This window comes from Catellatospora sp. TT07R-123, from assembly GCF_018327705.1.
In the GTDB taxonomy this organism is placed as follows: Bacteria; Actinomycetota; Actinomycetes; order Mycobacteriales; family Micromonosporaceae; genus Catellatospora.
In genome coordinates this window covers 3,499,690-3,518,854 of sequence record NZ_BNEM01000001.1, presented here as the reverse complement: position 1 = coordinate 3,518,854, position 19,165 = coordinate 3,499,690, and the positions used below count along the sequence as shown (strand labels likewise).

19 protein-coding genes and 1 pseudogene are annotated in these 19,165 nt (G+C 72.3%); 11 read left to right on the top strand and 9 right to left on the bottom strand.

From position 1 onward, the window contains the following. Nucleotides 1-95 precede the first annotated feature (95 nt). The 3 genes from Cs7R123_RS15060 to Cs7R123_RS15050 form a co-directional block, all read right to left on the bottom strand. A complete protein-coding gene (locus tag Cs7R123_RS15060; protein WP_374706947.1) occupies nucleotides 96-1,754 on the bottom strand; it encodes a glycosyl hydrolase family 18 protein in 1,659 nt (552 codons plus the stop codon). Between the two features lie 94 nt (nucleotides 1,755-1,848). Continuing rightward, nucleotides 1,849-2,421: an isochorismatase family protein gene (locus tag Cs7R123_RS15055; protein WP_212827065.1), complete on the bottom strand. Its 573-nt coding sequence runs from the start codon at nucleotides 2,419-2,421 to the stop codon at nucleotides 1,849-1,851. 93 nt (nucleotides 2,422-2,514) lie between these two features. Then, nucleotides 2,515-3,816: a nicotinate phosphoribosyltransferase gene (locus tag Cs7R123_RS15050; RefSeq protein ID WP_212827063.1), complete on the bottom strand. Its 1,302-nt coding sequence runs from the start codon at nucleotides 3,814-3,816 to the stop codon at nucleotides 2,515-2,517. A gap of 182 nt (nucleotides 3,817-3,998) precedes the next feature. Between Cs7R123_RS15050 and clpS the strand changes: the two genes are divergently transcribed. The 5 genes from clpS (at nucleotide 3,999) to Cs7R123_RS15025 (ending at nucleotide 6,836) form a co-directional block, all read left to right on the top strand. Further along, nucleotides 3,999-4,301 (top strand): ATP-dependent Clp protease adapter ClpS, encoded by a 303-nt coding sequence (clpS, locus tag Cs7R123_RS15045; RefSeq protein ID WP_212827061.1) that lies wholly within the window; start codon nucleotides 3,999-4,001, stop codon nucleotides 4,299-4,301. A gap of 8 nt (nucleotides 4,302-4,309) precedes the next feature. After that, complete coding sequence (locus Cs7R123_RS15040; protein ID WP_212827059.1) at nucleotides 4,310-4,810, top strand: DUF2017 domain-containing protein; 501 nt, start codon at nucleotides 4,310-4,312, stop codon at nucleotides 4,808-4,810. A 67-nt stretch (nucleotides 4,811-4,877) separates the two neighbouring features. Then, a complete protein-coding gene (locus Cs7R123_RS15035) occupies nucleotides 4,878-5,399 on the top strand; it encodes a Mov34/MPN/PAD-1 family protein (RefSeq protein WP_212827057.1) in 522 nt (173 codons plus the stop codon). 54 nt (nucleotides 5,400-5,453) lie between these two features. Beyond that, the gene (locus Cs7R123_RS15030) at nucleotides 5,454-5,768 is read left to right on the top strand and encodes a MoaD/ThiS family protein (RefSeq protein ID WP_212827055.1); all 315 of its coding nucleotides are present in this window, start codon (nucleotides 5,454-5,456) and stop codon (nucleotides 5,766-5,768) included. A 102-nt stretch (nucleotides 5,769-5,870) separates the two neighbouring features. Then, nucleotides 5,871-6,836 (top strand): PLP-dependent cysteine synthase family protein, encoded by a 966-nt coding sequence (locus Cs7R123_RS15025; RefSeq protein WP_212827053.1) that lies wholly within the window; start codon nucleotides 5,871-5,873, stop codon nucleotides 6,834-6,836. A 237-nt stretch (nucleotides 6,837-7,073) separates the two neighbouring features. On the opposite strand, the gene Cs7R123_RS15020 is transcribed toward Cs7R123_RS15025, so the two are convergent. Continuing rightward, nucleotides 7,074-7,568, bottom strand: coding sequence for a hypothetical protein (locus Cs7R123_RS15020; RefSeq protein WP_212827051.1), 495 nt, complete (start codon nucleotides 7,566-7,568; stop codon nucleotides 7,074-7,076). Between the two features lie 166 nt (nucleotides 7,569-7,734). Here Cs7R123_RS15020 and murI point away from each other — a divergent pair, with 166 nt between their 5' ends. The 5 genes from murI (at nucleotide 7,735) to Cs7R123_RS14995 (ending at nucleotide 11,805) form a co-directional block, all read left to right on the top strand. Next, complete coding sequence (murI, locus tag Cs7R123_RS15015; RefSeq protein ID WP_212827049.1) at nucleotides 7,735-8,529, top strand: glutamate racemase; 795 nt, start codon at nucleotides 7,735-7,737, stop codon at nucleotides 8,527-8,529. 76 nt (nucleotides 8,530-8,605) lie between these two features. After that, nucleotides 8,606-9,352, top strand: coding sequence for an MBL fold metallo-hydrolase (locus Cs7R123_RS15010; RefSeq protein ID WP_212827047.1), 747 nt, complete (start codon nucleotides 8,606-8,608; stop codon nucleotides 9,350-9,352). Nucleotides 9,353-9,394: 42 nt separating this feature from the next. Then, the gene (rph, locus tag Cs7R123_RS15005) at nucleotides 9,395-10,171 is read left to right on the top strand and encodes a ribonuclease PH (protein ID WP_212827044.1); all 777 of its coding nucleotides are present in this window, start codon (nucleotides 9,395-9,397) and stop codon (nucleotides 10,169-10,171) included. Further along, on the top strand, nucleotides 10,168-10,788 hold the full coding sequence (gene rdgB / locus Cs7R123_RS15000; RefSeq protein ID WP_212827042.1) for an RdgB/HAM1 family non-canonical purine NTP pyrophosphatase: 621 nt from the start codon (nucleotides 10,168-10,170) through the stop codon (nucleotides 10,786-10,788). The genes rph and rdgB overlap by 4 nt, the downstream gene beginning before the upstream one ends. Before the next feature lie 87 nt (nucleotides 10,789-10,875). Beyond that, complete coding sequence (locus tag Cs7R123_RS14995; protein WP_212827041.1) at nucleotides 10,876-11,805, top strand: hypothetical protein; 930 nt, start codon at nucleotides 10,876-10,878, stop codon at nucleotides 11,803-11,805. Between the two features lie 9 nt (nucleotides 11,806-11,814). Here Cs7R123_RS14995 and Cs7R123_RS14990 read toward each other — a convergent pair whose 3' ends face one another. Next, complete coding sequence (locus tag Cs7R123_RS14990) at nucleotides 11,815-12,417, bottom strand: TetR/AcrR family transcriptional regulator (RefSeq protein WP_212827039.1); 603 nt, start codon at nucleotides 12,415-12,417, stop codon at nucleotides 11,815-11,817. A gap of 97 nt (nucleotides 12,418-12,514) precedes the next feature. Here Cs7R123_RS14990 and Cs7R123_RS14985 point away from each other — a divergent pair, with 97 nt between their 5' ends. Continuing rightward, nucleotides 12,515-13,708: an FAD-dependent oxidoreductase gene (locus tag Cs7R123_RS14985; protein WP_212827037.1), complete on the top strand. Its 1,194-nt coding sequence runs from the start codon at nucleotides 12,515-12,517 to the stop codon at nucleotides 13,706-13,708. A 189-nt stretch (nucleotides 13,709-13,897) separates the two neighbouring features. Here Cs7R123_RS14985 and hutH read toward each other — a convergent pair whose 3' ends face one another. The 4 genes and pseudogenes from hutH to Cs7R123_RS14965 form a co-directional block, all read right to left on the bottom strand. Beyond that, a complete protein-coding gene (gene hutH / locus Cs7R123_RS14980; RefSeq protein WP_212827035.1) occupies nucleotides 13,898-15,433 on the bottom strand; it encodes a histidine ammonia-lyase in 1,536 nt (511 codons plus the stop codon). 83 nt (nucleotides 15,434-15,516) lie between these two features. Continuing rightward, nucleotides 15,517-16,656: pseudogene (gene hutI / locus Cs7R123_RS14975) on the bottom strand (imidazolonepropionase); the annotation flags it as partial. 40 nt (nucleotides 16,657-16,696) lie between these two features. Beyond that, nucleotides 16,697-17,977, bottom strand: coding sequence for a formimidoylglutamate deiminase (locus Cs7R123_RS14970; protein ID WP_212829186.1), 1,281 nt, complete (start codon nucleotides 17,975-17,977; stop codon nucleotides 16,697-16,699). Continuing rightward, nucleotides 17,977-19,164, bottom strand: a complete 1,188-nt coding sequence (locus tag Cs7R123_RS14965; RefSeq protein WP_212827030.1) for an allantoate amidohydrolase — start codon at nucleotides 19,162-19,164, stop codon at nucleotides 17,977-17,979. Before Cs7R123_RS14965 ends, Cs7R123_RS14970 begins: the two co-directional genes overlap by 1 nt. Nucleotide 19,165 lies beyond the last annotated feature (1 nt).

The window sequence follows — 19,165 nt, the reverse complement described above, 5'->3', positions numbered from 1 at the left end:
ACGGCGTCGCCGCAGCCTGCCGGACGAAAAGGAGCGGGGCCCCGGTCCGGACGTCGCGGTCCGGACCGGGGCCCCGCTCAGCGGGCCCTGCTGGATCAGGCAAGGCCGCTGTTCATAGCAGTGATCAGCTCGCCGTTGCTGGTGTCGCCGAACAGCTCCCAGAAGAAGGCGCCGCCCAGGCTCTGGTTCTTGGCCCACGACATCTTGCCCGCGATGGTCGCCGGGGTGTCGTAGCTCCACCACTGGCCGCCGCTGAAGCAGTACGCGGTGCCGCCGACGGTGCCGTTGGCCGGGCACTTGGTCTTGATGGTGTGGTAGTCCTCGTTGCCGGCCTCGTAGGTGCCGGGCGCGGCGCCGGTGGCGGTGCCGCCCGGGGCGGCCTGGGTGACGCCGGTCCAGCCGCGGCCGTAGAAGCCGATGCCGAGCAGCAGCTTCGACGACGGGACGCCCTTGGACTTGAGCTTGGCGATCGCGGCCTCGGCGCAGAAGCCCGCGGTCGGGATGCCGGTGTAGCAGTTCAGCGGCGAGTGCGGCGCGGTCGGGCCGGTGGTCGCCCAGGTGCCGAAGTAGTCGTAGGTCATCGGCATGTACCAGTCGACGTACTGCGCGGCGGCGGCGTAGTCGGTGGCGTCGATCTTGCCGCCGTTGCTGCCGTCGGCGGTGATCGCCGCGGTGATCAGGTAGCTGGAGCCGAACCGGGTCCGCAGCGCCGACATCAGGTTCTTGAACGCGTTCGGACCGCTGGTGTCGCAGGTCTCGCCGCAGGCGTTCGGGTACTCCCAGTCGATGTCGATGCCGTCGAAGACGTCAGCCCAGCGCGGGTCCTCGATCATGTTGTAGCAGGAGTTGGCGAACGCGGTCGGGTTGGCCGCGGCGGCCGGGAAGTTCTTCGAGTAGGTCCAGCCGCCGATCGAGAAGATGACCTTGATGTTCGGGTACAGCTTCTTAAGCTTGCGCAGCTGGCCGAAGTTGCCGCGCAGGGCGCCGGCGTCCCAGGTGTCGGCCACGCCGTCGACGCTGCCCGCGGCGTCGTACGCGCGGTCGTAGTCGTTGTAGGTGTCGCTGAGCACGCACTGGCCGCCCGAGATGTTGCCGAAGGCGTACAGGATGTGGGTCAGCTTGGCCGCGGAGCCGCTGGTCGCGATGTTCTTCACGTGGTAGTTGCGCGCGTACTGCGCCCAGTTCGTGAAGTAGCCGACCAGCTTCTTGCCCGGGTTCGGGATGGTCGGGCTGGTCGACGGGCTCGGCGAGGCCGACGGGGAGGCGCTCGGCGACGTACTCGGCGACTTGCTCGGGGAGGGCGAGACCGAGGGGGAGGCCGACGGCGAGGTCGGGGTGCTCGGCGAGGCCGACGGCTGGCCGCCGGTCGTGCAGTTCGCGCCGTTGATGGTGCAGGCGGTCGGCGTGCCGGAGCCGGCGGTGTTGAAGCCGAAGGAGGCCGTGCCGCCCGCGGGGATGGTGGCGTTCCAGGTGCCCGTCGCGGTGCGGGTCTGCCCGGTGCCGCTCAGGGCGGCGTCCCAGGAGGAGCTGACGGTGGTGCCCGCCGGGAGCGTGAACGTCAGCGTCCACGTGGTCGGGCTGCTCGTGCCGTTGGTGATGACGTACTTGCCCTCAGCGCCGGTACCCCAGTTGCTGGGCTGGGTGTACGCGGCGGTGACCGTGCCGGCGGCGTTGGCCATGGTGACGACACCGACGGTGGCGGTGGCGACCATGACTACCGCGCTAGCGAGCAGCCGGGCCCGTAGCTTGAACATGGCTCTCCTCATTGATTGACACCGGTCCCCCCGATGGCGCCAAACAATAAGTTAAGTTTCCTTAAAAAGGAATAGTCCTTACCTAAAACCGGACCTAAATGGTCTCCACCAGGTGCACACCCGCAGCTCGGAGCTCTTCGATGGCCCGCTCGGTCGTCTCCGGAGCGACCCCGGCGGTGAACCCGAGCACCACGGTGGTGTCGAAGCCCTCCCGGGCGGCGTCCAGCGCGGTCGCCCGTACACAGTGGTCGGTGGCGATGCCGACGACGTCCACTTCGGTCACGTCGCGCATCCGCAGCCAGGCCGCCAGCCCGATCCCCGCGGTGTGCCCCTCGAACCCGGAGTACGCCGCCGCGTACTCGCCCTTGCGGAACACGGCCTCGACCCGGTCGGTGTCCAGCTCGGGGTGGAACTGCGCGCCGAACGTGTCGGCCACGCAGTGCACCGGCCAGCTGGAGGCGTAGTCCGGCGGATCGCCGAAGTGGCCGCCCGGGTCGGTGTGGTGGTCCTGGGTGGCCACGACGTGCTGCCACCGGTGCCCGGTGGCGGTGTCGGCGGCAAGCTGCGCCGACAGGTTCGCGGCGACCGCCGCGCCGCCGGCGACCGCCAGCGACCCGCCCTCGCAGAAGTCGTTCTGCACGTCGACGATGATCAGTGCCCGGGTCATGACCGGCCTCCCGCTTGGCGTCGTGGCTCAGCACCCATGCTGCGCCACGGCCGCCACCGGCGCAATGATCTCTGCGTCACGCGGACCCCCGCCTCACGCGGTGGGCGCCACCGTCACCGGGATGGCCGGGTCGCCCGCCGACAGCTTCAGGCCCTCCCACGGGATCGTGATCAGACAGTCGCGCAGGTGGGCGCGGCTCTGCTCCAGCGTGGGCAGGTCCGGCACGAGCTCGCCGCCGCGGATCAGCGGCCGCTGGAGCAGCCGGTCGCCGGGCTGGAGGTCGGGCTCGTCCTGCGACAGCACGATCTCCTCGACCGCGGTGCCGGTGGGCTTGTGCCGCCGGTACGCCGTCTTGCGCCCGCCGACCGTGGCCTTGTTCTCCGAGCGCTTCACCACCGGGCGGCCCTCGACCTCGACCAGCTTGTAGACCAGGCCCGCGGTCGGGGCGCCGGAGCCGGTGACCACGGCGGTGCCCGCGCCGTACACGTCGACGGGCTCGGCGGCCAGGGCGGCGATGGCGTACTCGTCCAGGTCGCCACTGACCACGATCTTCGTGTCCGGCGCGCCCAGCTCGTCCAGCAGCGCGCGCGACTGCGCGGCCAGCACCGACAGGTCGCCGGAGTCGATGCGCACCGCGTTCAGGCCGGGACCGGCCACGGCGATGGCGTTGCGGATGCCCTGGCTGATGTCGTACGTGTCGACCAGCAGCGTGGTCTGCTCGCCCAGCGCCGCGACCTGCGAGGCGAACGCCGCCTTCTCGTCGTCGTGCAGCAGCGTGAACGCGTGCGCGGCGGTGCCCCGGGTCGGGATGCCGAAGCGCAGCCCGGCGGCCAGGTTGGAGGTCGAGCTGAAGCCGGCCAGGTACGCCGCGCGGGCCGAGGCGACCGCGGCCTCCTCGTGCGCCCGGCGCCCGCCCATCTCGATCAGCGTGCGGCCCCGGGCCGCGGTGACCATGCGGGCCGCGGCGGCGGCCACCGCGCAGTCGTGGTTGAGCACCGACAGGATCAGCGTCTCCAGCACCACGCACTCGGCGAAGGTGCCGGCCACGGTCAGGATCGGGGAGTTGGGGAAGAACAGCTCGCCCTCGGCGTATCCGTCGACGTCGCCGGAGAAGCGGTAGTCGGCCAGCCAGGCCGCGGTCGGCTCGTCGACCACGCCGGTGCGGCGCAGGAAGTCGACCTCGTCCGGGTGGAACCGGAACGCCGCGAGCTGCTCCAGCAGTCGCCCGGTGCCGGCCACCACGCCGTAGCGGCGCCCGAGCGGCAGCCGCCGCGCGAAGACCTCGAACACGCCGCGCCGGTGCGCGGTGCCGTCGCGCAGCGCCGCGCTGATCATGGTCAGCTCGTAGTGGTCGGTCAGCAGGGCGGGAGCTCCCGCACCGGCGAATTCACCCATGGCGCCACCCTAAGGCCGGGCCGCGCCCGCCGCCGCTCCCGACCGGCGCGACGCGGGACACACCCTTGATCATTCGAGGTGGCGGCGGGTGGAGAGGGCATACCGGACAAGTCACGACGTGGTACGAGGCGACATCATCCGGCGGTGCGCGAGCCTGTGTGTTGCCCGAATCAACTCGTAGGATGGGGAACGTGACCGCCGCCCCGCAGACCACTCCGGTAGATCAACCGGACGTAGACGAAGCATCGGAGTTCGCCCGGCCCTGGGTGACGATCGTGCACAACGATCCGGTGAACCTGATGAGCTACGTGACCTGGGTGTTCCAGGAGCTCTTCGGTTACAGCCGGGACAAGGCCGAGCTGCTGATGCTCGACGTCCACCAGAAGGGCAAGGCCATCGTGTCACACGGCGCGCGCGAGCGTATGGAGCACGACGCCACCCGGCTGCACACGTACGGCCTGTGGGCCACCGTCGACAAGCAGTAGGGCCGCGAATGACGATGTTCCGCCGCGTCGGCGGCGAGTGCGTGGCGGATTTCCGCGAGGACGAGGTCCGGGTCCTGCGCAAGGTCACCGAAGAGGTCGTAGGACTGCTCACCGAGGGGTTCGAGCGCGACGACCCGGTGGTCGAGCGACTGTTCCCCGACGTGTACCCGGACCTGCCGCGCGACTCGGCCGAGTTCCGCCGGTTCACCGAGGGCGACCTCAAGACCGCCAAGATCGACCAGGCCGGCGCGGTGCTGGCCCTGCTGCCCGAGGACGGCCACGGCGAGGTGCGCCTGGACCGCGAGGCCGCCGAGGCCTGGCTGCGGGCCATCAACGACGCCCGGCTCGCGCTGGGCATCCGGCTCGAACTCACCGACGACACCATCGTCGAGTACGAGCTGGAGGAGGCGCTCGCCGTCGACGCCTCGTCGGCCCGCGTCTTCCAGCTCAGCGTCTACTCGTATCTCGGGTACCTCCAGGAGTCTCTGCTGGACGCCCTCATCGGCTGAATGTTCCCGCTGCGGTACGGATCACTCGGCCTGTCGCGGCGTGGGCGCGGTCGGTAGGCTTGTCGTCGTGCTGACCATCCACCGGGAGATCATCGAGGCGATCGTCGCCCATGCCCGCCGGGACCACCCGGACGAGGCCTGCGGTGTCGTCGCCGGGCCCATCGGATCGGACACCGCGGTGCGGCACATCCCGATGGAGAACGCCGAGCGTTCGACCACCTTCTACCGCTTCGACGCCGGCGAGCAGCTGCGCGTGTGGCGGGAGATGGACGACCGCGACGAGGAGCCGGTGGTCATCTACCACTCGCACACGGCCACCGAGCCGTTCCCGTCGCGCACCGACGTGTCGTACGCGGGGGAGCCGAACGCGCACTACGTGCTCGTGTCGACGCGCGATCCGCAGACCGCGGAGATCCGCTCGTTCCGCATCGTGGACGGGCAGGTGACCGAAGAGACGGTCCGGCTCGTTGATGAGAGCATGCAGTCCATGCGGTCCGAGGAGAAGAGCGGCGACCCGCACGTCGTGCAGTCGTACATGTTCGGGCAGAGCCCGACGGCGGTCGAGTACGAGTGTCAGCCCCAGCGCTGACCCGACCCTGACCGCTTCCTGTCCGGCCCTTTCCTCTTCCAGGAGTAATCCATCATGGCGATCGACGTCCGCATTCCGACCATCCTGCGCTCGTACACCGGTGGCGCCAAGGCCGTCTCCGGCGCCGGAGACACGCTGGCCGACCTGCTCACCGACCTCGACGGCAACTACCCGGGCCTGCGTGGCCGGCTGATCACGCCCGAGGGCGGCCTGCACCGCTTCGTCAACATCTACGTCAACGACGAGGACGTGCGCTTCCTGGGCTCGCTCGACGCGAAGGTCGGCGACGGCGACACCGTCACCATCCTGCCCGCCGTCGCCGGCGGTGCCTTCGGCCTGGCCGCCGCGGCCGCCGTCCTCGGCCGCTGAGCCTGCCCGACCCACTGCGCGCCAACGGCGGCCAGGCACCCTGCCGGGGTGCCCGGCCGCCGTTCGCGCCTGTGCGGCCGACCTTCGTGATAGGGAGCTGACATGGCACGTTTCGACTCGCTGCTCGACGTCTGCGGCGATACCCCCTTGATCGGTCTGCCCCGGCTCAGCCCGGTCGTGCCCGACGGCGCGCCGCCGGTGCGCCTGTGGGCCAAGCTGGAGGACCGCAACCCGACTGGCAGCGTCAAGGACCGCGCCGCGATGTACATGGTGCGGGCCGCCGAGGCGGCCGGGCGGCTGCGCCCCGGCGACACGATCCTGGAGCCGACCAGCGGCAACACCGGCATCTCGCTGGCGATGGTGGCCAAGCTGCGCGGCTACCGGCTCGTGTGCGTGATGCCGGAGAACGTCTCCACCGAGCGGGTGCAGCTGCTGCGCATGTACGGCGCGGAGATCATCTTCTCGCCCGCGGCGGGCGGCTCGAACCAGGCCGTGGCCACGGCCAAGCAGATCGCGGCCGAGCACCCCGACTGGATCATGCTGTTCCAGTACGGCAACGAGGCCAACGCCCGCGCCCACTACGAGACCACCGGTCCCGAGCTGCTGCGCGACCTGCCCACGATCACGCACTTCGTGGCCGGGCTGGGCACTACCGGCACCCTCATGGGCACCGGCCGCTACCTGCGCGAGAAGCTGCCCGACATCCAGGTCATCGCCGCCGAGCCCCGCTACGGCGAGCTCGTGTACGGCCTGCGCAACATCGACGAGGGCTACGTCCCGGAGCTGTACGACGCCTCGGTGCTGACCCGCCGCTTCTCCGTCGGCACCCGCGACGCCGTCCTGCGCACCCGCCAGCTCGTCGAGGTCGAGGGCCTGTTCGTCGGCTTCTCCACCGGCGCCGTAGCCCACGCCGCCCTAGCCGTAGCCCACGAAGCGGCAAAGGCGGGCCGCCCAGCCGACGTAGCCTTCCTGGTCGCCGACGCCGGCTGGAAATACCTCTCCACCGGCGCCTACACCGGCACCCTCACCGACGCCGAAACCGCCCTCGAAGGCCAACTCTGGGCCTAACCCCCCACCGCCCGTCCGCCCAGGCCTCCCGGCCCGGTATCCCCCGTCGATCATGAACTTATGGCACGGCTCGACGGTGTGTCGCCTGCACAACCTCCTGTTGACCATTCCTGCCCCAGCGGGCAGGTCCTGCCGCACCGGCAGTTGATCAGGAAGCTGTGCACGCAACACGCCGTCGACCCGTGCCATAAGTTCATGATCGACGTGGAGAGGCGGGGCCTGGCCTGCGGCCGGGGGCTAGAGGGCGGTGTAGGCGAGGGCGATGTTGGTGAGGAGGAGGAGGGTGGCGAGGGAGAAGAGGTACGTGGGGAGGCGGTCGCGGTGGATCGCGGCGAAGCCGGCCATCATCGCCACGATGCCGAGGACGCCGATCGCCAGGGTCACCGGGGCGTACCAGGCGGGGGCGTCGAGGCTGAGGGCCAGGGTGACGCCGAGGCGGCCGCCGGGGATCAGGCCCAGGAAGGCGAGGACGGCGGCCCACAGGGACAGGCCGACCAGCCGCTTGGTGCGCGGCGCCGGGTCGTCCTCGGCGGGCAGCCGGAACCGGGCGGACACGGCCGAGCGCAGCCGACCGGGCGTACGCGGCACGTCCTCGTCGGGCGCGGTCCGGGCCGCGGGCATGGTGCTGTGATCGTTACCGGCCGTGGTGGCCGCGTCGCTCGATGCGTCAGCGGGGTCCACGGTGGCGAGAGTGCCCTCGCCGTCGCGCTCGGAGTCTGACTCAGTACGCACTGTGCTCGCTATTCTCTGCCTGACCTGCCCGTCCACCGGGCCCTGCACTGAGTGCAACGGTTTTTGACGACCGTCCGTAACGGCACGCTCGCATCGGTGTCACGTTGGCGACATCTCGGAAAGGACTGTTCCCCTGAGGGGGGTTCCGCCAAGTAGGCTGCGCAGCGTGACGGACGCGCCGATCGGCATCTTCGACTCGGGGGTCGGCGGGCTCACGGTTGCCCGCGCCATCCTCGACCAGCTGCCACATGAGCGGATCGTCTACCTCGCCGACACCGCGCACATGCCATACGGGCCCAAGCCGATCGCCGACGTGCGGTCGTACGCGCTGGCCTGCCTCGACCAGTTGGTCGAGCGCGGCGCCAAGATGCTGGTGATCGCCTGCAACACCGCCTCGGCCGCCTGCCTGCACGACGCGCGCGAGCGCTACTCGGTGCCGGTGGTCGAGGTGATCAGACCCGCTGTCCGGCGCGCCGTGGCGGCGACGCGCAACGGACGGGTCGGGGTGATCGGTACGACCGCTACCATCACCTCAGGGGCTTACCAGGACTCCTTCGCGGCCGCACCGCACCTCAAGGTGACCGCGACGGCCTGCCCTCAGTTCGTCCCGCTGATCGAGCGGGGCGTCACCTCCGGCCGGGCCCTGCTCGGCCTGGCCAGTGCCTACCTGGAGCCGCTACAGCAGGCCCAGGTCGACACGCTCGTGCTGGGGTGCACCCACTATCCGCTGTTGACCGGCGTGATCAGTCTCGTGATGGGGGATCAGGTGACACTGGTGTCGAGCGCGGACGAGACGGCGCGGGACGTCTTCCGCGTGCTCGTCGAGGGCGACATGGTACGGCCCGACGACGCGCCGCCGCCCGCTCACGAGCTGCTGACAACGGGCGACCAGGAGATCTTCGACCGGCTCGCGCGCCGCTTCCTCGGCTCCGCGCTGGAGCAGGCGGGAGCAAGGGCATGAGCGAGCGAAGCGAGCGAATCATGGGGCACAGCGGCTCCGAGCCTCGTCGTGAATCTTCGCGGAGCGGAGATTCACGATGAGACTGACCGTTCTGGGCTGTGCGGGGAGCTTTCCCGGGCCGGAGGCGGCCTGCTCGGCGTACCTGGTGGAGGCGGACGGGTTCCGGCTGCTGATGGACTTCGGCACCGGCTCGCTGTCGGCGCTCCAGCGCTACGCCGGGATCAAGTCGGTGGACGCGATCCTGCTGAGCCACCTGCACTGCGACCACATGCTCGACGCCTGCTCATACGTGGTGGTCCGCCGCTACGCCCCCGACGGCCCGTACCCGCCGATCCCGGTGTACGCCCCGGCCGGGGCGCCCGAGCGCATCGCCACGGCGTACAGCCTCGACGAGGGTCCGCTCGACGACGTGTACACGTTCTACGCGCTGCAACCGGGCAGCTTCCCGATCGGCCCGTTCCAGGTCAGCGTCGACCGGGTGAACCACCCGGTGGAGACGTACGGCGTGCGGGTGGAGCACAACGGGCGGTCGCTGGCGTACTCCGGCGACACCGCGCCCTGCGACGCGCTGCTGCGCCTGGCCGCCGGGGCCGACCTGTTCCTGTGCGAGGCCAGCTACCTCGACGGGGTCGACAACCCGCCGGACCTGCACCTGACCGGGGCCGAAGCGGGCGAGATCGCCACCAAGGCCGGCGCGCGGCGGCTGCTGCTGACGCACCTGGTCACCGCGTGGGGCTCGGAGGCCGAGACGTTGAACAACGCTACGGCCACGTTCGCCGGTCCTGTGGAGATCGTCCGTCCCGGGGCCCGGTACGAAGTTTGACCCGCTCGCGCACGGGCCGGGTCAGCGCCATAGGGTGGGCGCATGACCCGACCTGACGGCCGCGCCGCCGACCATCTCCGACCGGTCAAACTGACCCGCGGCTGGAGCATGCATCCCGAAGGCTCCGTGCTGGTGGAGTTCGGCAACACCAGGGTGCTGTGCACCGCGAGCGTCACCGAGGGCGTGCCGCGCTGGCGCAAGGGCACCGGCCAGGGCTGGGTCACCGCCGAGTACGCGATGCTGCCGCGCGCCACCACGACCCGGTCGGACCGGGAGAGCGTGAAGGGCAAGATCGGCGGCCGTACCCACGAGATCTCCCGCCTGATCGGCCGCGCGCTGCGCGCCTGCATCAACCTCAAGGCGCTGGGCGAGAACTCGATCGTCATCGACTGCGACGTGCTCCAGGCCGACGGCGGCACCCGCACCGCCGCCATCACGGGGTCGTACGTGGCCCTGCACGACGCGGTGAGCTGGCTGGCCGCCAAGAACATGCTCACCCGTAAGCAGACCGTCGAGACCACGCTGCACCGCTCGGTCGCCGCGGTGAGTGTCGGCATCGTCGCGGGTCAGCCGCGGCTGGATCTGTGCTACGAAGAGGACGTGGCCGCGGAGGTGGACATGAACATCGTGTGCACCGGCACCGGCGACTTCGTCGAGGTGCAGGGCACCGGCGAGGACGGCGTGTTCGACCGCGCCCAGCTCAACGCGCTGCTCGACCTCGGGGTCAAGGGCTGCGAGGAGCTCACCACGATGCAGCGCCAGGTGCTGGGGATGCCCACGCTGGACGCGGCCGGGCTGCTGGAGGTGTTCCGCAAGTGAAGGTCCTGCTCGCCACGCGCAACGTCAAGAAGCTCGACGAGCTGCGCCGCATCCTGGCGTCCTCGCCCGAACTGCTCAAGGTGGAGCTGGTCGGCCTCGACGACGTCCCCGAGTATGCCGAGGTGCCCGAGACCGGGCTGACCTTCGCCGAGAACGCGCTGCTCAAGGCCCGTGAAGGGGCCAAGCACACCGGGCTGCCGACCGTGGCCGACGACTCGGGCCTGGCCGTCGACGCGCTCAACGGCATGCCGGGCGTGTTCAGCGCCCGCTGGTCCGGCCGGCACGGCGACGACCGGGCCAATCTGGACCTGGTGCTGGGGCAGATCGGCGACGTGCCCGACGAGCACCGCGGCGCGGCGTTCGTCTGCGCGGCGGCCCTGGTGCTGCCCGGCGGCGGCGCGCCGAACGGGCGCGAGCACCTGGTCAGCGGCAAGATGACCGGGCGCCTGCTGCGCGCGCCGCGGGGCGAGGGCGGCTTCGGCTACGACCCGATCTTCGTGGCGGAGGGCAACACGCGTACCAACGCCGAGCTGGAGCCCGCCGAGAAGGACGCGATCAGCCACCGCGGCAAGGCGTTCCGCTCGCTGGCCGCGGTCATCGCCAAGAACCTCACCTGAGCCGACCGGCCACCGGCCGCGGGACCCCGTCGCGGGCCTGCGGCCGGTAGCATCGGCGCACGTCGACACGTGCTGCCGGGGGGCTTGATGTTCGCGTGGTTTCGCCGATCCGCCCTGCTGATCGGTGGTGTCGCCCTGCTGGCCGGGATCGCCGCCTGCGGCTCCGATGACACGCCGGACCCGGCGGCGGCCCGGCGCGCGCAGGCCGCGCTCGACACGGGCGCGGAGCTGAAACGCCAGGTCCTCGCCGTGGAGAACACCCTCGTGGACCGCTGCCTGACGGCCCAGGGCCTGCCGCTGTACGACCTGGACGGCGCTGCCGTGCCCTCGTCCCGGCAGAACTTCGAGTCGCCACCGGTCGAGACGGCGCGGCTGCTCGGCTACGGCCTGGATCCGCGCCGCCGTCCCCCGGAATCGGAGAAGCCGCCCAGATCGGCGTGGGAGCGGCTGCCCGACGCGGAGAGACTCCGCTACACCCGGGCCAGGTTCGGCGACATGGACAGCGACGTCGTCTCGTACGACTTCGGCCACGGCCAGATCAGCAGCCCGCTCGGCGGATGCGTCGGCCGGACCCGCCTCGCGATCTACGGCGATCTGCATGAGTTCCTGCGGCTGGACTGGCTGGTCACCAACCAGCTCAAGGAGGCGCGCGCCCAGGCCGTCCGCGACGACGAGGGCCTGTCGCAGGCGTTGAGCTCCTGGTCGGCCTGCATGCGGGACAAGGGCCGTCCCGGCCTCGCCGACCCCGCCGCCGCCCGCCGGAACGCGGAGGAGATCTACGCCGACGTCGACCCCGCGGATCGGGCCGGGCTGGACCGGGCCCTGGCCAGGGAGATCGAGGCCGCGCTCGCCGACGCGACGTGCGCGGACACCACCCGGCTGCGCGAGGTCAGCCAGCAGGTCCGGGCACAGGCGATGGCGGAGCAGCTCGCCGCGCACGAGGCCGACATCGTCGCCTGGCGGGAGTTCATGTCGAAGGCGCTGGGCCGCGCGCAGCAGCTGCTGGCCCTGGGTTGAGCCGACGGCTCAGCCCGGCCGAGCGGCTCGGAACACGCCGGCGCGGGCCGCGACGGCGACGGTCGCCGCGGTGCGCGCCGCCAGCGGCGGGTCCAACGGCTCGCCGGTGAGCAGCAGCCGCAGGTAGTAGGGCGCGACCAGCGCCTCGACGGCCGATACCGGATCGGTGTCGGCTGGTATGTCGCCGCGCGCGGCGGCGCGCGTGAAGATCTCCGCGCCCGCCGCCGCGCGGCCGTGGATGAACCCGCGCAGCGTGGCGGCCGCCTCCGGGCTGCGGGTCGCGGCCGCGACCAGGCCCGTCATCAGGGCGGCGATCGACGGATCGGTGAGCACGCCGCCGATCGAGCCCGCCAGCCGGTGCAGGTCGGCGTCCAGGTCACCCGTGTCCGGGATGGGCACGGCGCGCGCGGCCAGGTCGGTGAGCAGCTCGGTGAGCACGCCGTCCAGGTCGGTCCAGCGGCGGTAGACCGTGGTCTTGTTGACCCCGGCCAGCTCGGCGATGCGGTCGACGGTGAGGCCGCCGTAGCCGTGCTCGGCCAGGGCCTGCCGGGTGGCGGCCAGGACATCGGCGCGTACCCGCGCGCTGCGGCCACCGGGGCGCGTGACGACCATCACCGATCTCCTTATCGCATCCATAGTTGCTTTTGGCGTGTTGCCGGTTCAGACTCAGCTTAATGCAACTACAGTTGTGATAGGGAGTGAGGGTCAGATGGACACCCAGGTCTGCGTCGTCGGCGGCGGGCCCGCCGGGCTCATGCTGTCGCTGCTGCTCGCCCGGCAGGGCGTCGGCGTCGTACTGCTGGAGAAGCACGCGGACTTCCTGCGCGACTTCCGTGGCGACACCATCCACCCGTCCACCCTGGACCTGCTGGCCCAGCTCGGGCTGGAGGAGCGCATCCAGGCCCTGCCCGGACGGCACGAGCGCGCCATGACCGCCACCTTCGACGACGGCACCTTCGCCATGGCCGACTTCACCCGGCTGCCCAAGCCGCACAACTACCTCATGTTCCTGCCGCAGTGGGACTTCCTCGACCTGCTCGCCGCCGAGGCGGCCACGCTGCCGGAGTTCACCCTGCTGCGCTCCACCGAGGCCGTCGACGTGCTGCGCGACGCCGCCGGGACGGTCGTCGGCGTCGCCGCGTCCGGGCCGGACGGGCCGGTCGAGATCCGGGCCGGGCTGACCGTGGCCTGCGACGGGCGGTTCTCGGTCGTCCGCGACCGGCTCGGGCTGGTGCCGCGCGAGTTCGGCGCGCCCATGGACGTGCTGTGGTTCCGGCTGCCGCGCACCGAGGCCGACCACACCGGGCTGGACATCCGGGTCGGGTCGGGGGCGCTGCTGCTGACCATCGACCGGCACGACTACTTCCAGTGCGCGTACGTCATCCCCAAGGGCGGCTACGACCAGGTGCGTGCCGAGGGGCTGGACCGGCTGCGGGCGCGGATCGCCGCGCTGGTGCCGGACCTGGCCGGCCGCGCCGGCGAGCTGGCCGACTGGGACCAGGTCAAGCTGCTGACGGTACGGGTCAACCGCCTCGACCGCTGGCACGCGCCCGGCGTGCTGTGCATCGGCGACGCCGCCCACGCCATGAGCCCCGTCGGCGGGGTCGGGGTCAACCTGGCGGTGCAGGACGCCGTCGCCACCGCCCGCCTGCTCGGCCCAAAACTGAAGGCGGGCACCCTCACCACCGCCGACCTCGACCTGGTACGCCGCCGCCGCCGCTTCCCGACCGTGGTCACCCAGCGGGTCCAGCGCGTGGCCCAGTCCCGCGTCATCGGCACCGCCCTGCGCGCCGACGGCCCCGTCAACGCCCCCGCCGCCGTCCGCCTCCTCCAGCACCTGCCCTTCCTGCAGGGCCTCACGGCCCGCATGGTCGGCATCGGCGCCCGCCCCGAGTCCCTCTAGCCGCCCAGCCCACCGCCGGTCCGTCGGGGGTCTCTCCGCGTCGATCATGAACCTATGGCACGGCTCGACGGCGTGTCGCGTGCACAACCTCCTGTTGACCATCCCGCTGCGCGGAAACGATCAGGAAGCCGTGCACACGACACGCCGCTGAACCGTGCCATAGGTTCATGATCGACGGGGTGGGGGCCCCTAGGCGAGGGGGCCGACCTCGGATTCGATGGTGGTGCGGAGGGTGGGGGTGGAGACCACCGTGCGGAGGTTTTCCAGGACGGGGGCGAGGAAGACGTCGGGGCCGGGGGGGCCGGCGTGGGGGGTTACCGCGGTTATGGCGAGGCGGCCTGCCGGGGACGGGGTCAGGGGGGCGCGCAGTTGGAGGCCGCGTACGGCGGCCAGCAGTTCCACCGCGAGCAGGCTGGTCAGGTTGTCCAGGACGGTGCGCAGCTTCTTCGCCGCCGCCCAGCCCATCGAGACGTGGTCCTCCTGCATGCCGCTGGTCGGGATGGTGTCCACGCTGGCGGGCGAGGCCAGGCGGCGGTTCTCCGCGACGATGCCCGCAGCCGTGTACTGCGCGATCATCAGCCCCGAGTTGACCCCGGCGTCCGGGCTCAGGAACGGCGGGAGCTGGCGGGAGCGGGTCACGTCCAGCAGCCGGTCGACGCGGCGCTCGCTGATCGAGCCGATCTCGGCGGCGGCGATGGCCAGGAAGTCGGCGGCGAAGCCGAGCGGGGCGCCGTGGAAGTTGCCGGTCGACTCGACCCGGCCGTCGGGCAGCACGACCGGGTTGTCGGCCAGGCTGACCAGCTCGCGGGCGGCGATCGTACGCGCGAATTCCAGGGTGTCGCGGGCTGCTCCGGCGACCTGCGGGGCGCAGCGCATCGAGTACGCGTCCTGCACCGCGTGCTCCAGGTCGTCGCGGTGGCTGTCCATGATCTGCGAGTGCTGGAGCAGCCTGAAGATGTTCGCGGCGCTGACGCCCTGGCCGGGGTGCGGCCGGATGTCGTGGATCGAGTGGTGGAACGGCTTGTCGGTGCCGAGCATCGCCTCGATCGACAGCGCGGCGGTGATGTCGGCCATGGTGCACAGGTGCGCGAAGTCGTCGCAGGCGAGCTGGAGCATGCCGAGCATGCCGTCGGTGCCGTTGATCAGCGCCAGGCCCTCCTTGGAGCTGAGCGTGATCGGGGTAAGCCCGGCGGCGTGCAGCGCGTCGGCGCCCTCCAGCCGGGCGCCGTCCTTGCCCAGCACCCAGCCCTCGCCCATCAGCACCAGGGCGCAGTGGGCCAGCGGGGCCAGGTCGCCCGAGGCGCCGAGCGAGCCGTGCTCGGGCACCCACGGCGTGATGTCGTGGTTGAGCAGGTCGGCCATGGCCTGCGCGACGAGCGGGCGTACGCCGGAGTGGCCCAGGGCCAGCGAGCGCACCCGCAGCAGCATCATCGCCCGGACCACCTCGCGCGGCATCGGGGCGCCGACGCCGGCGGCGTGCGAGCGGATCAGCGCGTGCTGGAGCTCGGCGCGGCGCTGCGGGGCGATGAACGTGTTGGCCAGGGCGCCGAAGCCGGTGGAGACGCCGTACACGGGGCGGCCGTCGCGTTCGATGCCGTCGACGATGGCGCGGCTGACCCGCATGGCCTCGATCGCGGCCGGGCTCAGCTCGACGCGCGCGTCCTGGCGGGCGACGGCGGCGATGTCGGCGGGCGCGATCCCGTTCGGCTCGACGATGACGGTCATTTCGGCACTCCCTTGTGCGGCATTTCGAGTTTCGAAGAGGCGTTGAGCAGGGGGCCTTCACCTGCGTAGAGCGGATGGAAGACGCCCCTGCGCACCACCAGGCGGGTGAGGGGGACGGCGGGGCGGTAGGCGAGGTGCAGGTGGGAGGGGGCGTCGAGCACCTGGAGGTCGGCGGCGGCGCCGACGGACAGGTGGCCCAGGTCCGGCCGCCGCAGGGCGCGGGCGCCGCCGGCGGTGGCGGACCAGACGGCCTCGCTGGGGGAGAGCTTCATGTCGCGTACGGCGACCGCGATGCAGAACGGCATCGAGGACGTGTACGACGAGCCCGGGTTGCAGTCCGTGGCCAGCGCGACGGTCGCCCCGGCGTCGAGCAGGCGGCGGGCGTCCGGATACGGCGCGCGGGTGGAGAACTCGGCCCCGGGCAGCAGCGTCGCCACCGTGCCGGAGTTCGCCAGGGCGTCGACGTCGGCGTCGGACAGGTGCGTGCAGTGGTCGGCCGAGGCGCAGTCGAGTTCGACCGCGAGCTGCACGCCGCCGCCCATGGTGAGCTGGTTGGCGTGGATGCGCGGGCGCAGTCCGGCGGCGATGCCCGCCTTCAGCACCGAGCGCGACTCCTCGACGTCGAAGGCGCCCCGCTCGCAGAACACGTCCACCCACCCCGCGTACGGCGCGCAGGCGGCCAGCATCTCCCCGTTGACCAGGGACACGTAGTCCGGCGGCCCGTCGGCGGGCTTCACGTGCGCCCCGAGGTAGGTGACCTCGTCGCTGAACTCGGCGGCGATGCGCAGGCTGCGGGCCTCGTCGTGCGTGCTCAGGCCGTACCCACTCTTGATCTCGATCGTGGTGGTGCCCTGCCGCAGCGCCTCGCCGACCAGGCGTGCGACGTTGGCGCGCAGCTGGTCGTCGGTGGCGGCGCGGGTGGCGGCCACGGTCGTGCGGATGCCGCCGCCGGTGTACGGCTCGCCGCTCATCCGCGCCGCGAACTCCGCCGCCCGGTCCCCGGCGAAGACCAGGTGGCTGTGGCTGTCCACGAACCCGGGCAGCACCGCGCCGCCCAGGGCGTCCAGCCGCTCGTCGGCGGCGGGTGCGGCACCGGCCGGGCCGACCCACTCGACCCGGTCGCCGACCACGATCGCCGCGTCGCGCAGGATGCCCAGCGGGCCCTCGCCCAGCGCCGGATCGTTGGTGACCAGCTCGCCGATGTTGGTGATCAGCACGCTCACGCGATCGCCTCCCAGTCGCGGCCCGGCGGGTATGCGCTGCTCAGAACAGGCACGTGATCGCCTCCCGCAGCTCGCGCGGCACGTCGACCGAACCGTGCCGCCCGTCGCGGACGATCTCGCGGCCGTCCGCGACCACGTGCGTGACGTCGGCGGCGCCCGCCGCGAACAGCACGCCCTCGGGCTCGATCCCGGCGGTCCGCACGCTGTCCAACGAGACGGTGACCAGGTCGGCGCGCCTGCCGACCGCGATCGCGCCCGCGTCGGGCCAGCCCAGGCTGGTGTGGCCGGTGGCCGCCGTGCGCAGCTCCGCCGGGGTGAAGTGCCCGCGCCGCTGCGTGGCCAGGCGTTCGTTCAGCTCCAGCGCCCGCGACTCCTCGAAGAAGTCTATGACCGCGTGGCTGTCACTGCCCAAGGTCAGCCGGACGCCCGCGTCGGCCAGGGTCCGGGCCGGGCCGATGCCGTCGCCGAGGTCGCGCTCGGTGGTCGGGCAGAAGCAGGCGTACGACCCCGACAGCAGCGCGATGTCGGCGTGGGTCAGGTGCGTGGCGTGCACCGCCGAGAACGTCTCGTGCACCGCCCCGAAGTCGGCCAGCACCTGCGTCGGCGTACGGCCGTGCTCGGCCAGGCAGGCCTCGTTCTCGGCGACCTGCTCCGACACGTGCGCGTGCAGCGGGCGCCCGCCCGCCCAGGCGGCGATCGTGGGCAGCTGCGAGGTCGGGACGGCGCGCACCGAGTGGATCGCGGCGCCGACGACCAGGTGCGGCTGGTCCTCGATGGCGTCCACGCGTTCGGCCCAGCGCAGCGCGTCGCCGTCGCCGAAGCGCAGCTGCGGGCCCTCCAGGGGTTTGCCGTCCACCGAGGCGGTCAGGTAGAGCGTGTCCAGGAGGGTGATGCGCAGGCCCGCGTCCTTGGCGGCGGCGACGAGGGCGTGGCCCATCGCGTTCGGGTCGGCGTACGGGGTGCCGCCGGGGGCGTGGTGCAGGTAGTGGAACTCGCCCACGGCGGTGACGCCGGACAGGGCCATCTCGGCGTAGACCGCCCTGGCCAGGCGGTAGTAGGAGTCGGGGTCGAGGGTGCGGGCGACGGTGTACATCTGGTCGCGCCAGGTCCAGAAGTCGCCGCGGCCGGAGTGGGTGCGGCCGCGCAGGGCCCGGTGGAACGCGTGCGAGTGCGCGTTGGCGAACCCGGGGACGGTGATCCCGGCGCGCCGTTCGGCGGCTTCGCCGGAGCGGGGCGCCACGCGCACGATCCGGCCGTCGCGGATCTCGATCAGCACGTCGGCGGCCACCCCGTCGGGCAGCCAGGCGTACTCGCAGCGGATCAGCACGCCAGCTCCTGCAGCACGTCGGCCAGCGCCCGTACCCCGGCCTCGCAGTCGGCGTCGCTCGCGTGCTCGGCCGGGGAGTGCGACACCCCGGTCGGGTTGCGGACGAACAGCATCGCCGTCGGCAGCAGCGCGCTCAGCACCCCGGCGTCGTGCCCGGCCCCGGTCGGCAACACCGGCGCCCCGTCGAGCACCTTCGCCAGCCGGTCGCGCAGCCCGACGTGGAACTCCGTCTCCGGCGACACCGACTCCGCCGTCAGCGACACCTTGGTGCCGTCCTCGCGGGCGTGCGCCTGGGCCCGGTCGTACACGGCGGCGACCACCGCCTCCATCGTGTCCGGGGCGTCCGCGCGGGCGTCCAGCCACGCGCTGACCAGCGACGGGATCGCGTTGGTGGCGTTCGGGGCGACCTGCACCCGGCCGATGGTGGCGTGCGCGCCCAGGCGCCGGGCCTCGGCGTCGGCGGCCAGCACGGTCGCGGCGAAGGTCAGCATCGGGTCGCGCCGGTCGGCCATCAGCGTGGTGCCGGCGTGGTTGGCCTCGCCGCGGAAGTCCAGCCGCCAGCGGCCGTGCGGCCAGATCGCGGTCGCCACGCCCACGGCCCGGTCCAGGTCGACCAGGGCGCGGCCCTGCTCGACGTGCAGCTCGACGTAGCAGCCGAGCCGGGCCAGCAGGTCGGGCCGGGCCCCGGCCGGGACGGCGCCCATGGCCTGGGCCAGGGTGACGCCGTCGCGGTCGGTCAGCGCGGCCGCGGCGTTCGGGTCGACCGCCCCGGTGAACAGGCGCGAGCCGAGGCAGGCCAGCCCGAACCGGGAGCCCTCCTCCTCGGCGAAGACGGCGACCCCGATCGGGCGGGCCGGGGCGAACCCGCGCGCCCGCAGCTCGTCGACGGCGAGCAGCGCGCTGACCACGCCCAGCGGGCCGTCGTACGCGCCGCCGTGCGGCACCGAGTCCAGGTGCGAGCCGGTGAGCACGGCGTCCCCGGCGGCCGGGTCGCCCCACCAGGCGAACAGGTTGCCGTTGCCGTCCTGCTCGACCGCGAGGCCGCGGCCGCGGGCCTGGTCGAGGAACCAGTCCCGCAGCAGCGCCTCGGCCGGGGTGTACGCGTACCGCAGGTAGCCGCCGGTGCCGGGGTCGCGCCCCACCGGCGCCAGCTGCGCCCACAGTTCGGCGAAGGTGCTCATG